18 protein-coding genes and 1 pseudogene are annotated in these 17,645 nt (G+C 29.8%); all 19 read right to left on the reverse strand.

The window, feature by feature from the left end:
- Nucleotides 1-6: 6 nt before the first annotated feature.
- The 19 genes and pseudogenes from ACFIJ5_RS11475 to fliG all read right to left on the reverse strand — a co-directional run bounded on the left by ACFIJ5_RS11475 (nucleotide 7) and on the right by fliG (nucleotide 17,643).
- The gene (locus ACFIJ5_RS11475) at nucleotides 7-876 is read right to left on the reverse strand and encodes a MinD/ParA family protein (RefSeq protein ID WP_379807126.1); all 870 of its coding nucleotides are present in this window, start codon (nucleotides 874-876) and stop codon (nucleotides 7-9) included.
- A complete protein-coding gene (flhF, locus tag ACFIJ5_RS11480; protein ID WP_379807128.1) occupies nucleotides 870-2,060 on the reverse strand; it encodes a flagellar biosynthesis protein FlhF in 1,191 nt (396 codons plus the stop codon). The genes ACFIJ5_RS11475 and flhF overlap by 7 nt, the downstream gene beginning before the upstream one ends.
- Nucleotides 2,057-4,130: pseudogene (gene flhA, locus ACFIJ5_RS11485) on the reverse strand (flagellar biosynthesis protein FlhA). Before flhA ends, flhF begins: the two are co-directional and overlap by 4 nt.
- Before the next feature lie 12 nt (nucleotides 4,131-4,142).
- Nucleotides 4,143-5,975 (reverse strand): fused FliR family export protein/FlhB family type III secretion system protein, encoded by a 1,833-nt coding sequence (locus ACFIJ5_RS11490; protein ID WP_379807130.1) that lies wholly within the window; start codon nucleotides 5,973-5,975, stop codon nucleotides 4,143-4,145.
- Nucleotides 5,976-5,987: 12 nt separating this feature from the next.
- Nucleotides 5,988-6,257: a flagellar biosynthesis protein FliQ gene (gene fliQ, locus ACFIJ5_RS11495; RefSeq protein WP_379807132.1), complete on the reverse strand. Its 270-nt coding sequence runs from the start codon at nucleotides 6,255-6,257 to the stop codon at nucleotides 5,988-5,990.
- A 10-nt stretch (nucleotides 6,258-6,267) separates the two neighbouring features.
- Nucleotides 6,268-7,041 carry a flagellar type III secretion system pore protein FliP gene (gene fliP, locus ACFIJ5_RS11500; protein ID WP_379807134.1) on the reverse strand — a complete coding sequence of 258 codons (774 nt, stop codon included), beginning with the start codon at nucleotides 7,039-7,041 and terminating at the stop codon, nucleotides 6,268-6,270.
- Nucleotides 7,041-7,388, reverse strand: coding sequence for a flagellar biosynthetic protein FliO (locus tag ACFIJ5_RS11505; protein WP_379807136.1), 348 nt, complete (start codon nucleotides 7,386-7,388; stop codon nucleotides 7,041-7,043). Before ACFIJ5_RS11505 ends, fliP begins: the two co-directional genes overlap by 1 nt.
- Nucleotides 7,389-7,399: 11 nt before the next feature.
- Nucleotides 7,400-7,882: a flagellar basal body-associated FliL family protein gene (locus ACFIJ5_RS11510; protein WP_379807138.1), complete on the reverse strand. Its 483-nt coding sequence runs from the start codon at nucleotides 7,880-7,882 to the stop codon at nucleotides 7,400-7,402.
- A gap of 1 nt (nucleotide 7,883) precedes the next feature.
- Complete coding sequence (locus ACFIJ5_RS11515; RefSeq protein WP_379807140.1) at nucleotides 7,884-8,633, reverse strand: OmpA family protein; 750 nt, start codon at nucleotides 8,631-8,633, stop codon at nucleotides 7,884-7,886.
- Nucleotides 8,626-9,456: a motility protein A gene (locus ACFIJ5_RS11520; RefSeq protein WP_379807142.1), complete on the reverse strand. Its 831-nt coding sequence runs from the start codon at nucleotides 9,454-9,456 to the stop codon at nucleotides 8,626-8,628. The genes ACFIJ5_RS11515 and ACFIJ5_RS11520 overlap by 8 nt, the downstream gene beginning before the upstream one ends.
- 11 nt (nucleotides 9,457-9,467) lie before the next feature.
- Complete coding sequence (locus ACFIJ5_RS11525) at nucleotides 9,468-9,659, reverse strand: flagellar FlbD family protein (protein WP_379807144.1); 192 nt, start codon at nucleotides 9,657-9,659, stop codon at nucleotides 9,468-9,470.
- Between the two features lie 179 nt (nucleotides 9,660-9,838).
- Nucleotides 9,839-11,338, reverse strand: a complete 1,500-nt coding sequence (locus ACFIJ5_RS11530) for a flagellar hook protein FlgE (protein ID WP_379807146.1) — start codon at nucleotides 11,336-11,338, stop codon at nucleotides 9,839-9,841.
- Nucleotides 11,339-11,427: 89 nt separating this feature from the next.
- Nucleotides 11,428-11,841, reverse strand: a complete 414-nt coding sequence (locus ACFIJ5_RS11535; RefSeq protein WP_379807148.1) for a TIGR02530 family flagellar biosynthesis protein — start codon at nucleotides 11,839-11,841, stop codon at nucleotides 11,428-11,430.
- Nucleotides 11,842-11,846: 5 nt separating this feature from the next.
- Entirely contained in the window at nucleotides 11,847-12,650 is an 804-nt protein-coding gene (locus ACFIJ5_RS11540; RefSeq protein ID WP_379807150.1) for a flagellar hook assembly protein FlgD, read from the reverse strand.
- A 21-nt stretch (nucleotides 12,651-12,671) separates the two neighbouring features.
- On the reverse strand, nucleotides 12,672-14,090 hold the full coding sequence (locus ACFIJ5_RS11545) for a flagellar hook-length control protein FliK (RefSeq protein WP_379807152.1): 1,419 nt from the start codon (nucleotides 14,088-14,090) through the stop codon (nucleotides 12,672-12,674).
- 5 nt (nucleotides 14,091-14,095) lie between these two features.
- A complete protein-coding gene (fliJ, locus tag ACFIJ5_RS11550; RefSeq protein WP_379807154.1) occupies nucleotides 14,096-14,536 on the reverse strand; it encodes a flagellar export protein FliJ in 441 nt (146 codons plus the stop codon).
- Between the two features lie 20 nt (nucleotides 14,537-14,556).
- Nucleotides 14,557-15,873, reverse strand: a complete 1,317-nt coding sequence (fliI, locus tag ACFIJ5_RS11555) for a flagellar protein export ATPase FliI (protein ID WP_379807156.1) — start codon at nucleotides 15,871-15,873, stop codon at nucleotides 14,557-14,559.
- 14 nt (nucleotides 15,874-15,887) lie between these two features.
- Nucleotides 15,888-16,649, reverse strand: a complete 762-nt coding sequence (locus ACFIJ5_RS11560) for a FliH/SctL family protein (RefSeq protein ID WP_404660501.1) — start codon at nucleotides 16,647-16,649, stop codon at nucleotides 15,888-15,890.
- A complete protein-coding gene (fliG, locus tag ACFIJ5_RS11565; protein WP_379807160.1) occupies nucleotides 16,624-17,643 on the reverse strand; it encodes a flagellar motor switch protein FliG in 1,020 nt (339 codons plus the stop codon). The genes ACFIJ5_RS11560 and fliG overlap by 26 nt, the downstream gene beginning before the upstream one ends.
- Nucleotides 17,644-17,645 lie beyond the last annotated feature (2 nt).

Below are 17,645 nucleotides of genomic sequence, written 5' to 3' on the forward strand. Positions count from 1 at the left end.
AACACTTTATGAAAAGATGTTAAATATTTTCTTAAATAGCCCCTGAATTCCTATACTTTTGTCACTTTTATTATTTCCTATAAGACACTTAGCAATCATTTTTATGTCTCTTGCTGCATATGAATTAGGATACTGAACAACTAAAGGTTTTTGTTCTCTTACTGCTTGAATAAGCTTTTTATCCTCTGCTACCTTACCTAAATAGTAAATTTTCATATTTAAGAACTTATCAACTGCATTTTTAAATTTATTAAATGTTCTATTGGCTTCATCCTCATTAAGTATTTTATTTACTATAATATAAGCTTCATTTTTTATTTTAAAATGATTAATAGCTTTCATTAAACTGTATGCATCAGTTAAAGAAGTTGGTTCAGGAGTAGTAATCACAATAAGTTCTTCACAGGCTGCAACAAAACCTAATACATTTCTATTTATTCCTGCTCCTGTATCCATTAGTATATAATCAAATCCTCTAAGACTATTTAATTTATCTAAAAATCTATTTCGTTGTTCATTAGTTAAGTCTTCTACCTTAGTTACTCCAGTTCCTCCAGGCAATAACTTAACTCCATCTGGTCCCTCTATTATTATTTCCTCTATTTCTTTATTCTTAAATATTATATCAAACACTGTATATTTAGGCAAAAAACCCATTAATATATCATCATTTCCCATACCAATATCAGCATCAAAAATTAATACTTTTTTGCCCATTTTTTGAATTTGTATAGCCAAATTAACTACTATGTTACTTTTTCCTACTCCACCTTTACCAGAAGTTATTGTAATAATTCTAGGTTTATCATTATTTTCTTGTTGATGGCTATTTCTTTTTAATGCCAATTGTCTTAATCTTTGTGCTTGATCTAACATATACTATCCTCTCCCAAAATAAGTTTACAAAGTTCAGAAGAATTCATATTCTTAATATCATCTGGGACATTTTGTCCTGTTGTCACAAAGCTAAGAGGTTTTTGTGCTAATCGTAAAATATTTAGTATAGACCCATATGTTGTTGTTTCATCCAATTTAGTAATTATCACGTTATTAAAATTCAATTTTTTATATCCTTCAATAATTGGCAAAATATCTTTGTTTTTAGTTGTAGAACTAACTACTAAATGTATATTATCTGTATTTGCTTTTGCAATAAATGCCCTAAGCTCCGAAATTTGCATTGAATTTTTACTACTTCTTCCCGTAGTATCTATTAATACAACATCGCAATCTTTCATGCTTTCTATTGCACCTTCCATATCACTAATATTAAATACTACTTTAAATGGAATATTCATAATATCTGCATATGTCTTTAACTGTTCAACTGCACCTATTCTATATGTATCTACAGTTATTAATCCTACTTTCCTATTATCAATTAGGGATAACCTTCCTGCAAGTTTTGCTATTGTTGTAGTTTTTCCTACTCCAGTAGGACCTACTAATACCATTACCCCAGTAGTTTTCTCTTCCCAAGTATTTAACATCTGTGCTATTACTTTTTTAATTTTTTCTTCATCTTCTATATCATCTTTAATACTATTAATATTATTATTAATATACTCAATACATTCATCATCAATATCAAGTTCTTTAAGTTTTTGTATTAATTCATTATCAGTTGTAGATATTGTTTCTTTTTTTACCAAACTATTTAAGATATTTTTCATCTCTTGCATTTCTTGTAATAATTCATTTGAAGTATTTTTTTCCTTCACACCATCTTGCATTATCTTAAAGTTTTGTTTTTCAACTTTTTCAACTTGATTTATTTTACTTATATCTTCACTTTTATTTGAAATATTTGACCTTTTACTAACTGCCTTTCTAATAGCCTCTAAGCTATCTTTAAAATCTTGTGTATTCTTATCAGTAACATTTTTATTGGAATTATTTGATGCTGCCGTTACTTCAATGAGTTTTTTAGAAAAAAATCCTGCTATACCTGGTTTTCTAATTTTTCTCTGATTTATTATTACAGCATCTTGTCCTAAATCATGTCTAATTTTATTAACAGCTTCATTCATATCTTTTACAACATATTTTCTTACTTTCATTGTAGAGTAACAACTCCTTCTGTTTTAATCTCCACATCATTTGGTATTTCATTTATTGAAAGAATAACTACATTTGGGAAAACTAACTCAGTAAGTTTTCTAAATGCTGGTCGTATCTTTGGAGATACAAGAAAAACTGGTTGATTTTCATTAAAATATACATTATCCAATATATTTTTTATTGAGTTAAACATTCTTTGAGTAGTATCAGGATCTATAGCTGGAAATGATCCCTGCATAGATTTTTGTATATTATTTGCCATTAACTCTTCTATATGTGGATCTAAAGTAGCTACTATAATAGCTCTATTCTCATCTAATAGTGGGTTACATATTGTTCTTGAAAGAGAAAATCTTACATATTCAGTTAACACTTCAACATCCTTAGTATTTACAGAGTAATCTGCTAAAGTCTCCATTATTGTAACCATATCTCTTATTGGTACTTTTTCTTTTAATAAATTCTGTAAGACCTTTTGCACTTCACCAATAGTCATTAAGTCAGGAATTAACTCCTCTACAACAGTATTATATTTTTCTTTTACAGAATCTATAATAATCTTAGTTTCTTGTCTTCCTAAAAGCTCATATGCGTGAGACTTAATAGTTTCTGTTAAATGTGTAACCATAACTGTTGTCGGATCAACAACAGTAAATCCCTTTATTTCTGCATCTTCTCTTTGATCTTTGTTTATCCAAACTGCGGGAAGACCAAATGTAGGTTCTATAGTTTTTATTCCTTCAATTTCAATGTCTTCACTAGCAGGATCCATGCATAAAAGCATGCTCGGCATTACTTGGCCTTTTTCGATTACAGTACCTCTTATCTTAACCAAGTAATCATTGGTATTTAACTGCAAATTATCTCTTATCCTAATTGGTTGTACAATAATTCCCATTTCTATTGCACACTGTCTTCTTACAGAAGCAATTCTTTGAAGCAAATCTCCACCAGATGCTTCATCTGCAAGAGGAATAAGTCCATAACCTATTTCTATTTCCATAGGTTCTACCTGTATTAGATTTGCAACATTTTCAGGTTCTCTCTTTTCAGTTTCAATAATTTCTTGCTTCTTCATTTTCCATTTGAGCAATAACTTTTTCTTTTTCATCTTTATAAAGCAAATATGCTGCAAAACCTATTGCACCAGATAAAATAAGAAATACTGCTGTTGGTAATCCTGGAATAATTCCAAGGAAAAACAATACTGCAGAAGCAATACCCAAAACCTTTGGGAAACCTGTTAATTGTTTAGCTACAAGTTTACCAAAACTAGTTTCATTAGAAGAACGAGTAACAAGTATACCTGAAGCTACAGATATTAAAAGCGACGGTATCTGGCTTACAAGTCCATCTCCAATGGTAAGACTTACAAACTTTTTAGCAGCATCTCCTGCCGGCATTTTCATCATTACAACACCAATAATTATTCCACCTATTATATTTATTAGTGTAATTACAATACCTGCTATAGCATCCCCTTTTACAAATTTAGATGCACCATCCATAGCTCCATAAAAATCTGCTTCCATTTGAAGTTTCTTTCTTCTTTCTTTTGCTTGCATTTCATTGATAAGTCCTGCATTTAAATCTGCATCTATACTCATCTGTTTTCCTGGCATAGCATCTAATGTAAATCTAGCTGTAACTTCTGATACTCTACCTGCACCACTTGTAATAACAACAAACTGTACAATAATCAAAATTAAAAATATTATTATTCCAACTACATAGTTATTTCCTGTAACAAAGCCTCCAAAGGCTTGAATTATTTTCCCTGCATTAGCTTCACTAAGTATTAATCTAGTAGAAGATAGATTTAATCCTAATCTAAATAGTGTAGTAATAAGCAGCAATGTGGGGAAAACTGAAAATTGTAGAACTTCTGTAGTAAACATAGTTAATAACATTATTACACATCCAATAGTTATATTAAGAGCTATTAATACATCTAATATTTGTGTAGGCACAGGTATTATCATCATTAATACTATCAGCATTACACCAAATGCTAGAATAATATCAATATTATTTTTTAAACCATTAGCAAACTTACCATGTTGTTCCAAATCAATCACCCTTTATCTTTTTGTCTTCAATTTGAATACTATTGCAAGAATTTCTGCTACAGCTTCATACATCTCCATTGGAATCTCTGAATCTATATCAACCTCTTTATACATAAGTCTTGCAAGAGGCTTATTTTCAATTATAGGCACCTCATTTTCTTTAGCAATTTCTTTTATCTTTAACGCTACATTATCTTGTCCCTTTGCAACCACAACAGGTGCACTACTTTGCATTTCATCATATTTAAGAGCAACTGATATATGTGTTGGATTGGTAATTACTACTGTTGCATCTGGAACACTTTCCATCATCCTTTTTGAAGCCATTTCTCTTTGTTTTTGTTTTATCTTAGATTTTATCTGTGGGTCTCCTTCATCCTGTTTAAACTCCTCTTTTACCTCCTGTTTACTCATCTTCAAATCTTTATTATGCTGATATATTTGATAAATATAATCGGCAAGAGAAATAACTAACATTATTAAAGTTATTTTGAAAAATATTTCTACAAATAAATTATTAATTTCACCAAACAAAGCATTAATTCTTAAATTACCTAACTTTAAAATATATCCATAGTTTTTCATCAAAAACTTATATCCAATAAACCCTACAATATTAATCAAAATTAAATCCTTAACTAATTCTACTAACGTTCTTGTAGAAAAAATCTTCTTAAAACCACTTATAGGATTCAACTTTTTAATATCAGGTTTTAATGTTTCTGTAGTAAATAAAAATCGTGTTTGCAATAAATTAGCTGCAATTCCGAATATCATAATTGGTACTGCAACTGGCAATATTACTAAAGCCATTCTTAAAATAACTGTTACCATTATTGACCTTAAACTATTTGAATCTATATGTGTATTCATATATGTATTTAAAAAAGCTATCATATTAGAACTTAAATTTTTTACTACATATTCCCCCAAAACTAATATAATTAAAGTAGATGCTAATAACGTAAGAGTTAAACCTAACTCTTTACTTTTAGCTATTTGACCTTTTTTTCTAGCATCCCTCTTTTTTTTAGGTGTAGCTTCTTCTGTTTTATCTTCAGATGCAAATACAATTAAAACAGGAGCTAGTTTAAAAATTTGTCTAAACATATGGGGCAACTTATCAAATGAAGAAATTATAAAATCAAACGTCATTGGAAGAGCTAATGATACACATAAAAGCCCAATAACTATTTTTATTGGAAGTCCTAAAATCATTATGTTAAGCTGTGGAACTGTTCTTCCCACTAAACCTAATGTTAAATCAGTAATAATTATTACCAATAAAATTGGCAATGCAATTTTTAAACCTATTGTAAAAAAAGAAACAAATGACTGTATTACAAGCATTGAAGACTGCTGGTTTAAAATTAAATTCCCTAAATTTACTGTATTAAAACTCTCAATAAGTGTTTTAATAAGCATGTGGTGTCCATCAACTATAAAAAATAATACAAGACTAATCCAATACATAGCCCTTCCAAGTACTGTTACATTTGAACCTGATTGAGGATCAAACATATTCATCATAGCAAAACCTATTTGCATATCAATAAATTGTCCTGCCATCTGCACAGCAAAAAAGCAGAATTTTATAATATAACCAAGAATTAATCCAGTAAAAATCTCATTTATACAGCACATAAAAAAATACGCACCATTATTTATATTACTTATATTTGAATACTTAATTCCAGGCATAAGTATAAAAGATAATATTAAACAAAAAGCTATAACCACCATTTTGGGAGTGCCCTTAGGAAAAAATACTGGCGCTGCTATAAACATAGACATAATTCTAAGGAATACAAATATTATTGCTGTAAAATATACTATATCTATCAAAGTTTATCCCACCTACTGAACTATATTTATAATTAGTTCAAATATTCTACTAGTAAAACCATTCATTACATGTATCATCCAAGGAGCAGTAATAAGACCAACTATAGCTACTGCTATAAGTTTTGGAACAAATGTTAAAGTTTGTTCTTGTATTTGTGTAGTTGCTTGCAGAATACTTATAAGTAAACCTACCGCTACACCTGTTAATAATATTGGTGCTGAAACCATTAGTGCTGTTTGAATTCCTTCTTTAAGCACTGCAACCACCATATTCTCTGTCAACTATATCACCTCATTTAAAACTTAAAATTAATGACTTAACAATTAAATACCATCCATCAACCATAACAAACAATAATATTTTAAAAGGTAGTGACACCATAACCGGTGGAAGCATAAACATACCCATTGACATTAATATACTTGCCACTACTAGATCTATAATCAAAAATGGTATGAAAAGTAAAAATCCCATTTCAAAAGCTCTTTTTAGTTCGCTTATCATAAAAGCTGGTATTACACTATATACAGGCATATCCATAGGCTGTACTTTTTCATCAATTTTTGCAGTTTCTTTAAACAATTGTAAATCCTTTTTTCTTGTCTGTTTAAGCATAAACTGCTTTAACGGTTTTGTTCCCTTTTCATAAGCTACTTCCTGAGTTATCTTATTATTTAAAAAGGGCTGAATAGCTTCTTTATTTATTTTTGAAGCTGTTGGTGCCATTATAAAAATTGTCAAAAACAATGCTAGTCCAATAAGCACTTGACTTGGAATGGATTGTTGGGCACCCATGGCACTTTTTAAAAACGAAAATACAACAACAATTCTAACAAAACTTGTCATCATTATAATAAATGATGGTAAAAGAGTTAAAACTGTAAGCATTATGAGTAATTTAATATTATCTACATATTGCTGCGGCGTATTTGAATTATCTACTGATATATTTATCTTTGGTATAGGAAGTTTAGTATTGGGTGCCGCTTGTACTTGCACAGCAGTTAACGATATAATTATTAATGCTAAAAACCCTATAAGAAGTAAATTTGTTTTTTTCTTCATCATACCCTTCCTTTTTGCTTAAGTTTTTGAAATAATTCACGAAAATTATTATACTGAGGAATTTTTTTTGTTAATTCAATTTTTGCAAGTTCTTCATCACTAATTTCAAGTAATATCTCTACCTTTTGAGCTGTATTAGATATTACATACCCTTTTTCTCCTATTTTGACCACTAAAATGCTATTTTCTTTTGACAATTGAACTCTCTCAAAAATTTTCACATACTTTCCATTTTGTAAATCTTGAAGTTTATTTCCTCCAAACTTTAAAACTAAATATATCGTTAAAAGCATTGGAGGAAGAATAACTATAAGTTTCAACAACATTGTAATAAATTCTTTATCCATTATATATCATCCTATTGAATTAATATTTTATTAAAGTACACATCAGTGATTTGTCCGTCTACAAGTTGTGTATTTATTTTATCAATAAGCTGTTTCTTTAGTGCTTGAATATTTTTTGTATTATTTACTTCAGAACTTTTCTTTGATCTTAAATGTAAATTTACAATATCACTTATAATTGGTTTTTTTGTTTCTAACTCTTCTCCTAATTTTTTATTACTTTTTGGGTATCCTAAATAAATATCCACTTTTAAATATCTTCTAGAATCATCATCGCATAAATTAACTAAAAAGTCTCCTAATTGGTATGAATTTTTGTCTTGTACAACTTCTCTAACTGAACCTTTGGTATTTATTGCACTAGAAGATGAATTATTTCTTGATGCAAACCAAAATCCTGCAAATACACACCCTCCTGCAATTAAAGCAACTACAACTACAAGTATCACAATTTTTAATATACCTGATTTTTTCTTAGTTTTATCGCCACTCATTTTATTTTGTCTCTCCTTTATTTTGTGAATTTGGACTAGTTATAATTATATTAACCCTTCTATTTTTAGCTTTATCTGAATCACTATTATTAGATGCTATAGGTCTATACTCACCATAACCAGCAGCTGTAAATCTTCCTGGATTCATCTTATTTGTTTCAACAAAATATTTTAATACATTAACTGCTCTAGCAGTAGACAACTCCCAGTTACTTGGAAATTTATATGTATTTATTGGTACATTATCTGTATGTCCTTCAACAATTATATTACTTTGTGGAAATTTTAAAAACATATTAGTAATTATATTCAAAATCTCTTTACTTTCTGACTTAATATCAGCCTTTCCTGTATCAAATAATACATTATCTCTAAGTCTTAATAATACTCCTCTTTGATCCTGTACAACTTGAACTTTTCCTTTCATTTTACTCTGCTGTACATAAGCATGTATTTCTTCATACATAGCCTTTGTATCATTTCCTGGTTTTGCTGCAGTTTTTAGTGGTTGTCCAACAATTGGTACTTCTCCATTTTCAGGATTTAAATCTAAAATTGTTCTACCTGATTCACCAACTAAAGCACTTTGAATTGCTGCTGCCATTTGTCTAAATTTAAAAGAATCAACAGTAGACATTGACTGTAAAAGAACAAAGAAAGTTAACAAGAGTGTAATGGTATCAGAGTATGTTACTATCCAATCATCGCCTTTTGGACCATCATCCATCCTTTTCTTATTTCTTCTAGACATCTTGCACTACCCCATCTCCTGAAGCTTGAATTTCGCTATATTTTTTTCTTCCTTCTGGTGGTAAATATGAAATTAATTTTTCTTCTACTATTCTTGGATTTACACCAGATTGAATTGCAAGAATTCCCTCAAGCATCATTTCTCTATTAGATACTTCAATTTCAGTTTTATATCCTAAATTGGCTGCTATAGGATTAAGTACTACATTAGCCATTAAAGAACCATAAAAAGTAGTAATAAGTGCTTTTGACATTCCTGAAGACAACGCTGAAGCATCACTCATATTTCCTGCAAGCATTTGTATAAGTCCAATAAGAGTACCTATCATACCAAAAGCTGGTGCATAAGCTCCCCAAGATTTAAATAAACCTGCTCCCATATTGTGTCTTCTTTCCATTTCAGATATTTCAAGTTCCATAACATCCTTTATTGTTTCTGGTTCAATACCATCTACCACCATTTGTAGTCCTTTTTTTAGAAAAGTATCATCAATTTCTTGTATACTATCCTCTAAAGATAAAAGACCTTCTCTTCTAGCTTTTCTAGATAAATTGATAAATTTAGCAATATTATCGGCACCATCCACATTTGGTTCTTTAAAAGCTTGTATATTTATTTTCATTAATTTTTTAATTTGTCCTAAAGGATAATTTACTAATAATGCGAAAAAAGAACCACCTACAGTTATAAATATAGATCCTATATCGAAAAAAGTTTTTAGCTTAACAGCTATTGAACCTTCTCCACCAGTTACTATTCCCATAGTAATAGCTAGAAAACCAGCTATTAAACCAACGGTTGTCATTATGTCTTGTTTTTTCATAATGCGGCCTCCTACAAGTTTTTACCATGTATTTTTCTTTTATATTCTAATACTTCATTAACTACAAAATCTACACTTTCTAATACTATTACTTTTTTTCCATTTGTTAATGTAATAAGTGTTTCTGGTACTTCTTCTATTTGTTCTATATGTTCTGCATTTAATATAAACTCTTTATGATTCATTTTTGTGAGTTTTACCACTAAAACACCCCCCTAGGTTTAGTTATCAGATGACAGTTTACAGATTACAGTTTACAGTTGACAGTTAAGGATGTTTTTCTTATAGAAAAACTTCCTTATTTATACTTTTAACTTTTAACTCTTAACTTTTATCTTTCAACTGTCCTCTATCAACTGTTAATTATCCTCTGCTTTTCTAACTATCTTTTCAAGTTAATAATATCTTGAAGTATTTCATCACCAGTAGATATCATTTTACCACTAGCTTGGAATGCTCTACTTGCAACTATCATATCTGTAAATTGCTCTGCCAAATCAACATTTGACATTTCAAGCATACCTTGAAGCATATCTCCATAGCTGTCACTGTTATCAATAGATTTATCTGTTCCAATACCACTTCTTACGTTTGGCTCACCAGAGTTTGCAGTATTTTGATAAAGATTCTTACCTAATTTCTTAAGACCAGCAGTATTTCTGAAACTTGCTGTTGCAACTTGTCCAAGGGCAGTAACTTTACCATCATCAAGTGTAGCTTTAACTACACCATCTTTTTCTACTGAGAAGCTAGTAACTTTTTTCATACCATCAGCATCAACTACAAATCCCCAACTATAATTAGCTTTATTAATACCATCTTTTACAGCTGGTTCTGTTAAAGTTATTGTACTTCCACCAATTAATTTTTGTGCTAAATCTTGTGCTTCCTTTTCTAATTCATCCTTTTTAGTTGCATCTGTTTCCTTTGCCCATCCATTTTTACCTTTAAAATGTTTTTCTAGAACATCCTTTGTTATATTAGTTTGAAAATCTACTGTTTTGCCATTTTCGTCCAAAAGTTGTTCTCCATTTACAAAATTATGTGCTTTGTAACCTGTTATTTTTCCAGTTGCATCCTTTTCAGCGACAAATTTAATTTCTATTTTTAAATCTTTTTCACCTTCAAATTTCTTTCCACCTGTATGTATTCTAGGTTTAGTAGTTATATCATCTACAGTTCCTATACCTGTGAAAGTCATTTCTTTACCACCTGAAGTATCAGCTATTTTTGATGCATTTACATGCACTGCCTCAGGTATTCTTAAAGGAACTAAAGTACTTCCTGCCTTTATACCATTTTCAGAATCAACATCTACAAAATTACATACGCCATTAGCATTATAATCTATACTTTCTGCTCCAACAAGATTTCCATTTTCATCTTTTTGGCTTATTGCATATCCTAAAATTCTGTAACCATCTGAGTTCAACAAGTTACCTTGATGGTCAAGAGTTAAAGCACCATCTCTAGAATAACTTATCTGCATTCCATTACCACTAGTTATTGTATGACTAGCCTCGTCAACTTGTACACCGGCTCCATTTCCTGCAGGCAATGAACCTCTACCCACCATGAAGTAACCTGAACCATCGATACCAACATCTAGGTTTCTACCAGTTGGCTGCATCATTCCTTGACTCATTACTGTATCTATACCTGCTACTTGAACTCCAAGTCCAACCTGTCTTGGGTTTGAACCACCTTGATTTCTTCCTGGTCCAATTGCCTCTGCCATATTTTGGCTTAGCATATCTTGAAATCTAACTCTCGAACCCTTAAAAGCTGTAGTACCAACATTGGCAATGTTATTTCCTACAACGTCCAATTTGGTCTGATTAACTTTCATACCACTTATTCCAGAATACATTGATCTTAACATCTATAAAACCCTCCCAAGTTTAATATAGGTTTCTTGTTGTATGCCCTGTTTCTTTCATTCCACAGAGTTAAGCTCCCTTGCGGACCAGCCTATGTAAATACAACACTATCTATATTTGTAAATATATTTTCTTTACTTTCTTCCCTACTAAGGGCAGTTATTATTGTTTTGTTTTTAATGCTAGTTATTAGAGCCATATCCTTGTGCAGTATTAAACACTGTTTGCTTCCTTTTCCATTTGCTTTATTAATTGCTGCATTTATCTTTTTCATATCACTCTCATCAAGGTTTATGTTTCTACACTGTAATCTTTTTGAAGCATGATTTGATATTGTAAAACTATCTTCGCTGGAAATCTTTTTACTTAATATATCCTTAAAGTTCTTATCATTGCTTTTACATGTTGAAACATTTGTTTTATTATCACTGCTCTGCTTTTTAATATTTAAATGCGAGAAATTACCAACAGGATAAAGTTTACCATTTATCACTCTATATCCCATTTATATTAAGCTCCCTGTGTATCTGTTTTATCAGAGCTTTCAGGATTATCCTCTTTACCAGCATTTTCATCAACATTATCTACTTTTACTACACAATCATATGGAATATATTTCTCTTCTTCTTTTTCTCCATCTTTTACTAGAACTCTAAGTTTTATACCTTCAGTATCTCTAGTTATACCTTTTACAACACCAGCATACTTTTCTTCTACTTTTTCACCATTAGCATCTAAATGGTACATTACAGCTTCTACTTTTTTATTCATCATATTTGAAGCAAGCAAAAATCCCATATTTCCATTAATAAACTCTAAAGTATTATCTTTATATTCTATAACATCCTGTACATCTGAAAGATTAAACTCTTTAATTGTTCTCTTTCCTTTGTCCATAACTTCAGCAGTTACTTTAATAGTGTCACCATTTTTTGTTACATTTCTTACAAAGCCACCATATTGTCTTCCCATATCGTCATATTTATTAAATGCAACCAATTTCCCTACTAAACCTTGAGCTCCAGAGAATGACATGGTACCATTCAAATTAGACATTTGTTCAAGTGATGAAAATTGTGCTAACTGTGAAACAAACTGAGTTGAATCTTTAGTATTTGTAGGATCTTGGTTTTTAAGTTCTGCTGTCAAAATCCTTAAAAATGCATTTTTATCAAGTTCATTTCCTTTTTTTACGATTCTCGTTCCTCTTCTTGTTGCTCTAGATGAGGCATTAGTTTTTCCTATTCCACTATAAATATCAGTTCCTCTCTTAGTCTGTAGAGAGTTTACTTGATTTTGTCCATTAATTGCCATAATTATCCTCCTTTCTATGTATTATGCTAAAGCATTTACATTGCTTTCATCATAACTACTTTTATCTAATATCTCTTCATCATTATCTAATCTTGTGTTTGATACTTCATTAACCTTGCTTCTTGAATTATTATTTTGAGAATTTTCTTCAGAAGATTGTCCACCAAATTGATTACTGAAAAATGTTGTATCCTCATTATAAATATTAATCTCAGCAGGTTGGATTTTTATATTATTAGAATTTAACTTATCACTAATATCTTGTAAATTACTGTTTAAAATATTAAAAGTATCTTTATTTGACGCATTTAATGCTAATCTCATTCTTCCTGATTCCATAGTTAATTTTACTACTATTTCACCAAGTTCTTTTGGAGCTACTTTAACTGTTAAATCTTTAAGATTGTTTAATTCCATAAACTTAACGGTTTTAACTACATCTAAAACCATATTATTTTTATTGACTACAATATTACTTACTTCTGAAGTATTTGTAACTTCATTAACACTATTAAATTTAGACATAAAGTTAGTAACTCTGTTTATCTTTGAATCAATTTTTGAATTTTTATGAGATTTTTGTCCATCACTAATTAAATTTTTTAACATATCTTCCTCTTTATTATTCAAATTTGATTCAGTATGTTTTTCATTTTTCAATATAGGTATTATATTTTTACCTTTTTCTTTATTTCCTACATTGCCTTTTAAATCTATCTTCACATCATTAGTTTCATTTTCTTTAAGCTTCACACTTAAGACTTTTTTAATAGATTGAATAAAGTCATTGTCTTCAGACTCTAAATTTTGATTTAGCATATTCATAATCTCATTTAGTTTATCTGTATTTTCATTCAAGTTTACTGACTTATCTTTAAAACTATTTAAAAGACTTGTTAATTGTTTATTATCTTTCATATTAAAAACTTGTAATAACTTTTTCTCTAATTGATTTTTATCTATACTTGTATCCACTTTATTGTTTTGAATTAAACTTCCATATAATAATAATGATAATATATCTTTCAATTTTAAATTTTCACTGTCTAACAAATCTTTCATTTCCTTTAACTTATCATCACTGTTATCTCCATTTAAAATATCCATTAAACAATTTACAAGTTTTTTTAGATTATCCCTATTTGTTACTTGTGAATTTTCATCATCACTTACAGTACCTTCTTTTAATACTGTATTATTAGATTCTGATTTCACATTACTATCAACACTTTTTTCCTCATTTTTTACTTTTTCTTTCTTTAATAAACAATTTTCCTTTGTCGTTTTATTTCCACTTGTCTTTTGATTTTCATTAGTTTTTTCTTTTAATTTTTTATCAAAACTAATTTTAATATCTGTATCTTTAAATTTATTTTCTTTCTTTTGTGAAGATAATTTATTTTGATTTAAATTAATCATATCTACCGTTAAACTTTTCACTTTTTTCACCTCCTCTCCCTGTTTTTACGAATAAATCCATATAACGCAAATTCATCATTTGCTTTTTGCTCTATTAAATTTTGTTCCTTAACAAAAGCTTGATATTTTTTTTCTTTTAATACTTCAACTATTTTCCTATCAACTTGTTTTTGTTTTAATTCATCTCGTTTTGAATCTAATTCTTGAATTTTGCTTTTAAGTGAATCTTCTGTTTGGTTTATACCATAATTTAATGCATTCAAATAATTCTGTTTTATCTTCCTATGTACTGTAGAATTTCCATTATGTACATTTCTATATTTATTGTAATCGTCTTTTAACATATTAAGCTTATTTTCAACAGCATTTTTTTCATTTTGAACCTTTTTAAATTCCATCTTGCATTTTTCTTCCGTGTTAAGTCTAATATCTAATAGTTTCTGTAATTTAAAGTTGTACCCTTGCAACGTAATTTACCTCCCTTTTCCTAAGAAACTTGGGAAAACATTTGTACTAAAATGTCCACACTATCATTAAATTCAGCTTTTTCTATTATACCTTGTTTTAAGTATTTTTCTAAAATATCATAATACTCTAAAGCTCTATCTACTTTTTTATTACTACCTTTTACATAAGCTCCTATATTTATCAAATCCTCAGAATCTTTATATGTTGCGAGTATATCTCTGCCAATTGATGCAGATTTTTTATGTTCATCACAAGAAATTTCAGGCATAAGTCTACTTACACTGCTTAAAATATCAATAGCTGGATAATGATTTTTAGCTGCAAGTGCTCTTGATAATACTATATGACCATCTAATATACCTCTTACAGCATCTGCTATTGGTTCATTAAAATCATCACCATCTACAAGTACAGTGTAAAAAGCAGTTATAGAACCTTTATCTGACATGCCTGCCCTTTCCATAAGTCTTGGAAGCATTGCAAAAACAGATGGAGTATATCCTTTTGTAGCAGGAGGCTCTCCTATAGCAAGTCCAACTTCTCTCTGCGCCATTGCAAATCTTGTAACAGAATCCATCATTAATATTACTTTTTTACCCTTATCTCTAAAATATTCTGCAATTGCTGTAGCAGTAAAAGCACCTTTTAATCTAACAAGAGCAGGTTTATCTGAGGTTGCACATACAATAATTGATTTTTTAAGACCTTCTTCTCCTAAGTCTTTTTCAATAAAGTCTAATACTTCTCTTCCTCTTTCTCCTATTAAAGCAATTACATTTACATCTGCTTTTGCTTCTCTTGCAATCATACCCAATGTAGTACTTTTACCTACACCACTTCCTGCAAAAATTCCTACTCTTTGTCCTTCTCCACAGGTTAAGAATCCATCAATTGCTCTTATTCCTGTAGGCAAAGCATCTTTTATTCTTCTTCTTTTAAGTGGATCTGGCGGCTCTGTATCTAAGGAATACAGAGCTCCATATTTAAGTTTTTCTCCATTAAGTGGATTTCCAAGACCATCTAACACTTTTCCAAATAACTCTTCAGAACAGTTTACACTCAAAGCTCTTCCACTTGGAACAACTCTGCAGCCAGGTGATATACCCACTAACTCTCCGAGAGGCATTAGAATTACATTTTTTTCTCTAAAACCAACTACTTCACACTTTATTGAATTATTCTTTTCATTATATATAGTACAAACCTCTCCAATAAAAGCTTTTATACCCTCAACCTCTATTGTAAGACCAATTACTTCCTTTACTTTTCCTTCCCTATATATAAAGCTTGTTTTTTCAATATTATTTTTAATTTTTTGAAAATCCACATAAATCATTCAATACATTCCTTTCAGGAATTCTTTATTATTTCTTTTACCTTTTCAAAAGAATTATTAATATCAATCTCTATTTTTCCATTATCTTTATCAATTTGAACAATACCCTTTTTCAAAGAATTGTCTCCTAGTACAAACATATCGCCTTTAAATCCCATACTTTGTTTCCATGTTTCAATTTTAGATTTTAAGTCTTCTACATATATATCATTACATCTAATAATGAAGGTTTTTGTGTCTTTACAATCTCTTATAGCTTCATAGATTATCTGTGAAACACCATCTTCTAGATCTATTTCCTTCATTAGGACATCTCTTATAGTAGATATTATTAAATCTTTTATATATTCACTTTTTTCATTTAAATACTTTTCATATTCCACTTTTGAACTTTTCAAAATTTCTTCAGCATTCCCTATTATAACTTTAGCTTCATTTTGTACATCTTCCATAGCTTTATTATATCCAGCTTCATATCCAGCTTTCTCACCTTTTTCATATCCACTGCTGTATCCTTTTTCTGCAGCCTCTTTCTCCAAAGTATATGCTGTAGTATATGCCTTTTGGACTAATTTTTCACTTTTCTTTCTTGCTCCGTCTATCATAGCTTTAGCAAGATTTTCATAATTATCTATGTGATTACTATATTGTTCTTCATCATCGTTCTCTTCAGTAACAACTCTTTTGATTTCATAATTGAGTTTTATCTTCTTTTCTGTACCTTTTTTTACACTTACACTTTTTATAACATTAGACGATGATTGCATCTTCTCCACCTCTCGAAATTACTATTTCTCCTGCCTCATCAAGTCTTCTAATTATGGCCACAACCTTCTGTTGTGCTTTTTCAACATCCATAATTCTAACAGGTCCAAGGAATTCTATATCTTCTTTTAAAGAAGCAGCTGCTCTCTTAGATTGATTTCTAAATATAGCATTGGCAACTTCTTCTGAAGCACCCTTCAATGCAAGAGCAAGTTCTTTTGTCTCTACTTCTCTTAAAACTCTTTGTATTGATACATCGTCTAAAGAAATAACATCTTCGAAGACAAACATAGATTGTTTTATCTTTTCTGCTAATTCCTCGTCTTCTGATTCTAGCCCTTCTGTTATATTCTTTTCTGTTGTTCTGTCTACTCTGTTTAAAATATCTACAAGAGTTTGAACTCCACCAACAGTAGTCATATCTGACCTTACAACAGAAGAAAGCTTGCCATCTAAAACTTTTTCTATTTCCTTTATTACCATAGGAGAAGTATTACTTAAAGTAGCAACTCTAAATGCTACATCGCTTTGAAGTTCCTCAGGAAGTGCTGAAAGTATTTGTCCAGCCTTTTCAGGCTGTAAATAACAAAGTATAAGAGCAATAGTCTGAGGATGTTCATTAGAAATAACATTCAATAACTGATGAGCATCTGCTTTTCTTGCTATAGCAAAAGGTCTATATTGTTGAGTAGCTTCAGTTACTTTAGCTAAAATTTCCATAGCTTTTTGACTACCTAATGCTTTTGATAAAACATCTCTTGCATACTCAAATCCACCTTCAACTAAATAGTCCTTTGCCTTATTCATCTCTATAAATTCATCTAAAATTTCCTGTCTTTGATCTGATTTAACTGCAGTAATATTTGCTATCTCATAAGTTATTTTCTGTATTTCTGTTTCAGGTAACTTCTTTATTATTTGAGATGATGCATCTGGACCTAGTGTTATAAATAATATGGCTGCTTTTTGAACTCCTGTTAATTTACTATTTGTATTTTGGGTCACTG

This window comes from Haloimpatiens myeolchijeotgali (assembly GCF_042688525.2).
Lineage (GTDB): Bacteria > Bacillota > Clostridia > Clostridiales > Clostridiaceae > Haloimpatiens.

Coding starts and splice junctions, on each gene's coding strand:
- ACFIJ5_RS11505 (WP_379807136.1), bottom strand. CDS start 7,388: ATGGATAAAGAATTTATTACAATGTTGTTGAAACTTATAGTTATTCTT.
- ACFIJ5_RS11520 (WP_379807142.1), bottom strand. CDS start 9,456: ATGAAAAAACAAGACATAATGACAACCGTTGGTTTAATAGCTGGTTTT.
- ACFIJ5_RS11475 (WP_379807126.1), bottom strand. CDS start 876: ATGTTAGATCAAGCACAAAGATTAAGACAATTGGCATTAAAAAGAAAT.
- ACFIJ5_RS11510 (WP_379807138.1), bottom strand. CDS start 7,882: ATGAGTGGCGATAAAACTAAGAAAAAATCAGGTATATTAAAAATTGTG.
- ACFIJ5_RS11530 (WP_379807146.1), bottom strand. CDS start 11,338: ATGTTAAGATCAATGTATTCTGGAATAAGTGGTATGAAAGTTAATCAG.
- flhF (WP_379807128.1), bottom strand. CDS start 2,060: ATGAAAGTAAGAAAATATGTTGTAAAAGATATGAATGAAGCTGTTAAT.
- ACFIJ5_RS11540 (WP_379807150.1), bottom strand. CDS start 12,650: ATGGCAATTAATGGACAAAATCAAGTAAACTCTCTACAGACTAAGAGA.
- fliP (WP_379807134.1), bottom strand. CDS start 7,041: ATGAAGAAAAAAACAAATTTACTTCTTATAGGGTTTTTAGCATTAATA.
- ACFIJ5_RS11515 (WP_379807140.1), bottom strand. CDS start 8,633: ATGTCTAGAAGAAATAAGAAAAGGATGGATGATGGTCCAAAAGGCGAT.
- fliI (WP_379807156.1), bottom strand. CDS start 15,873: ATGATTTATGTGGATTTTCAAAAAATTAAAAATAATATTGAAAAAACA.
- ACFIJ5_RS11535 (WP_379807148.1), bottom strand. CDS start 11,841: ATGGGATATAGAGTGATAAATGGTAAACTTTATCCTGTTGGTAATTTC.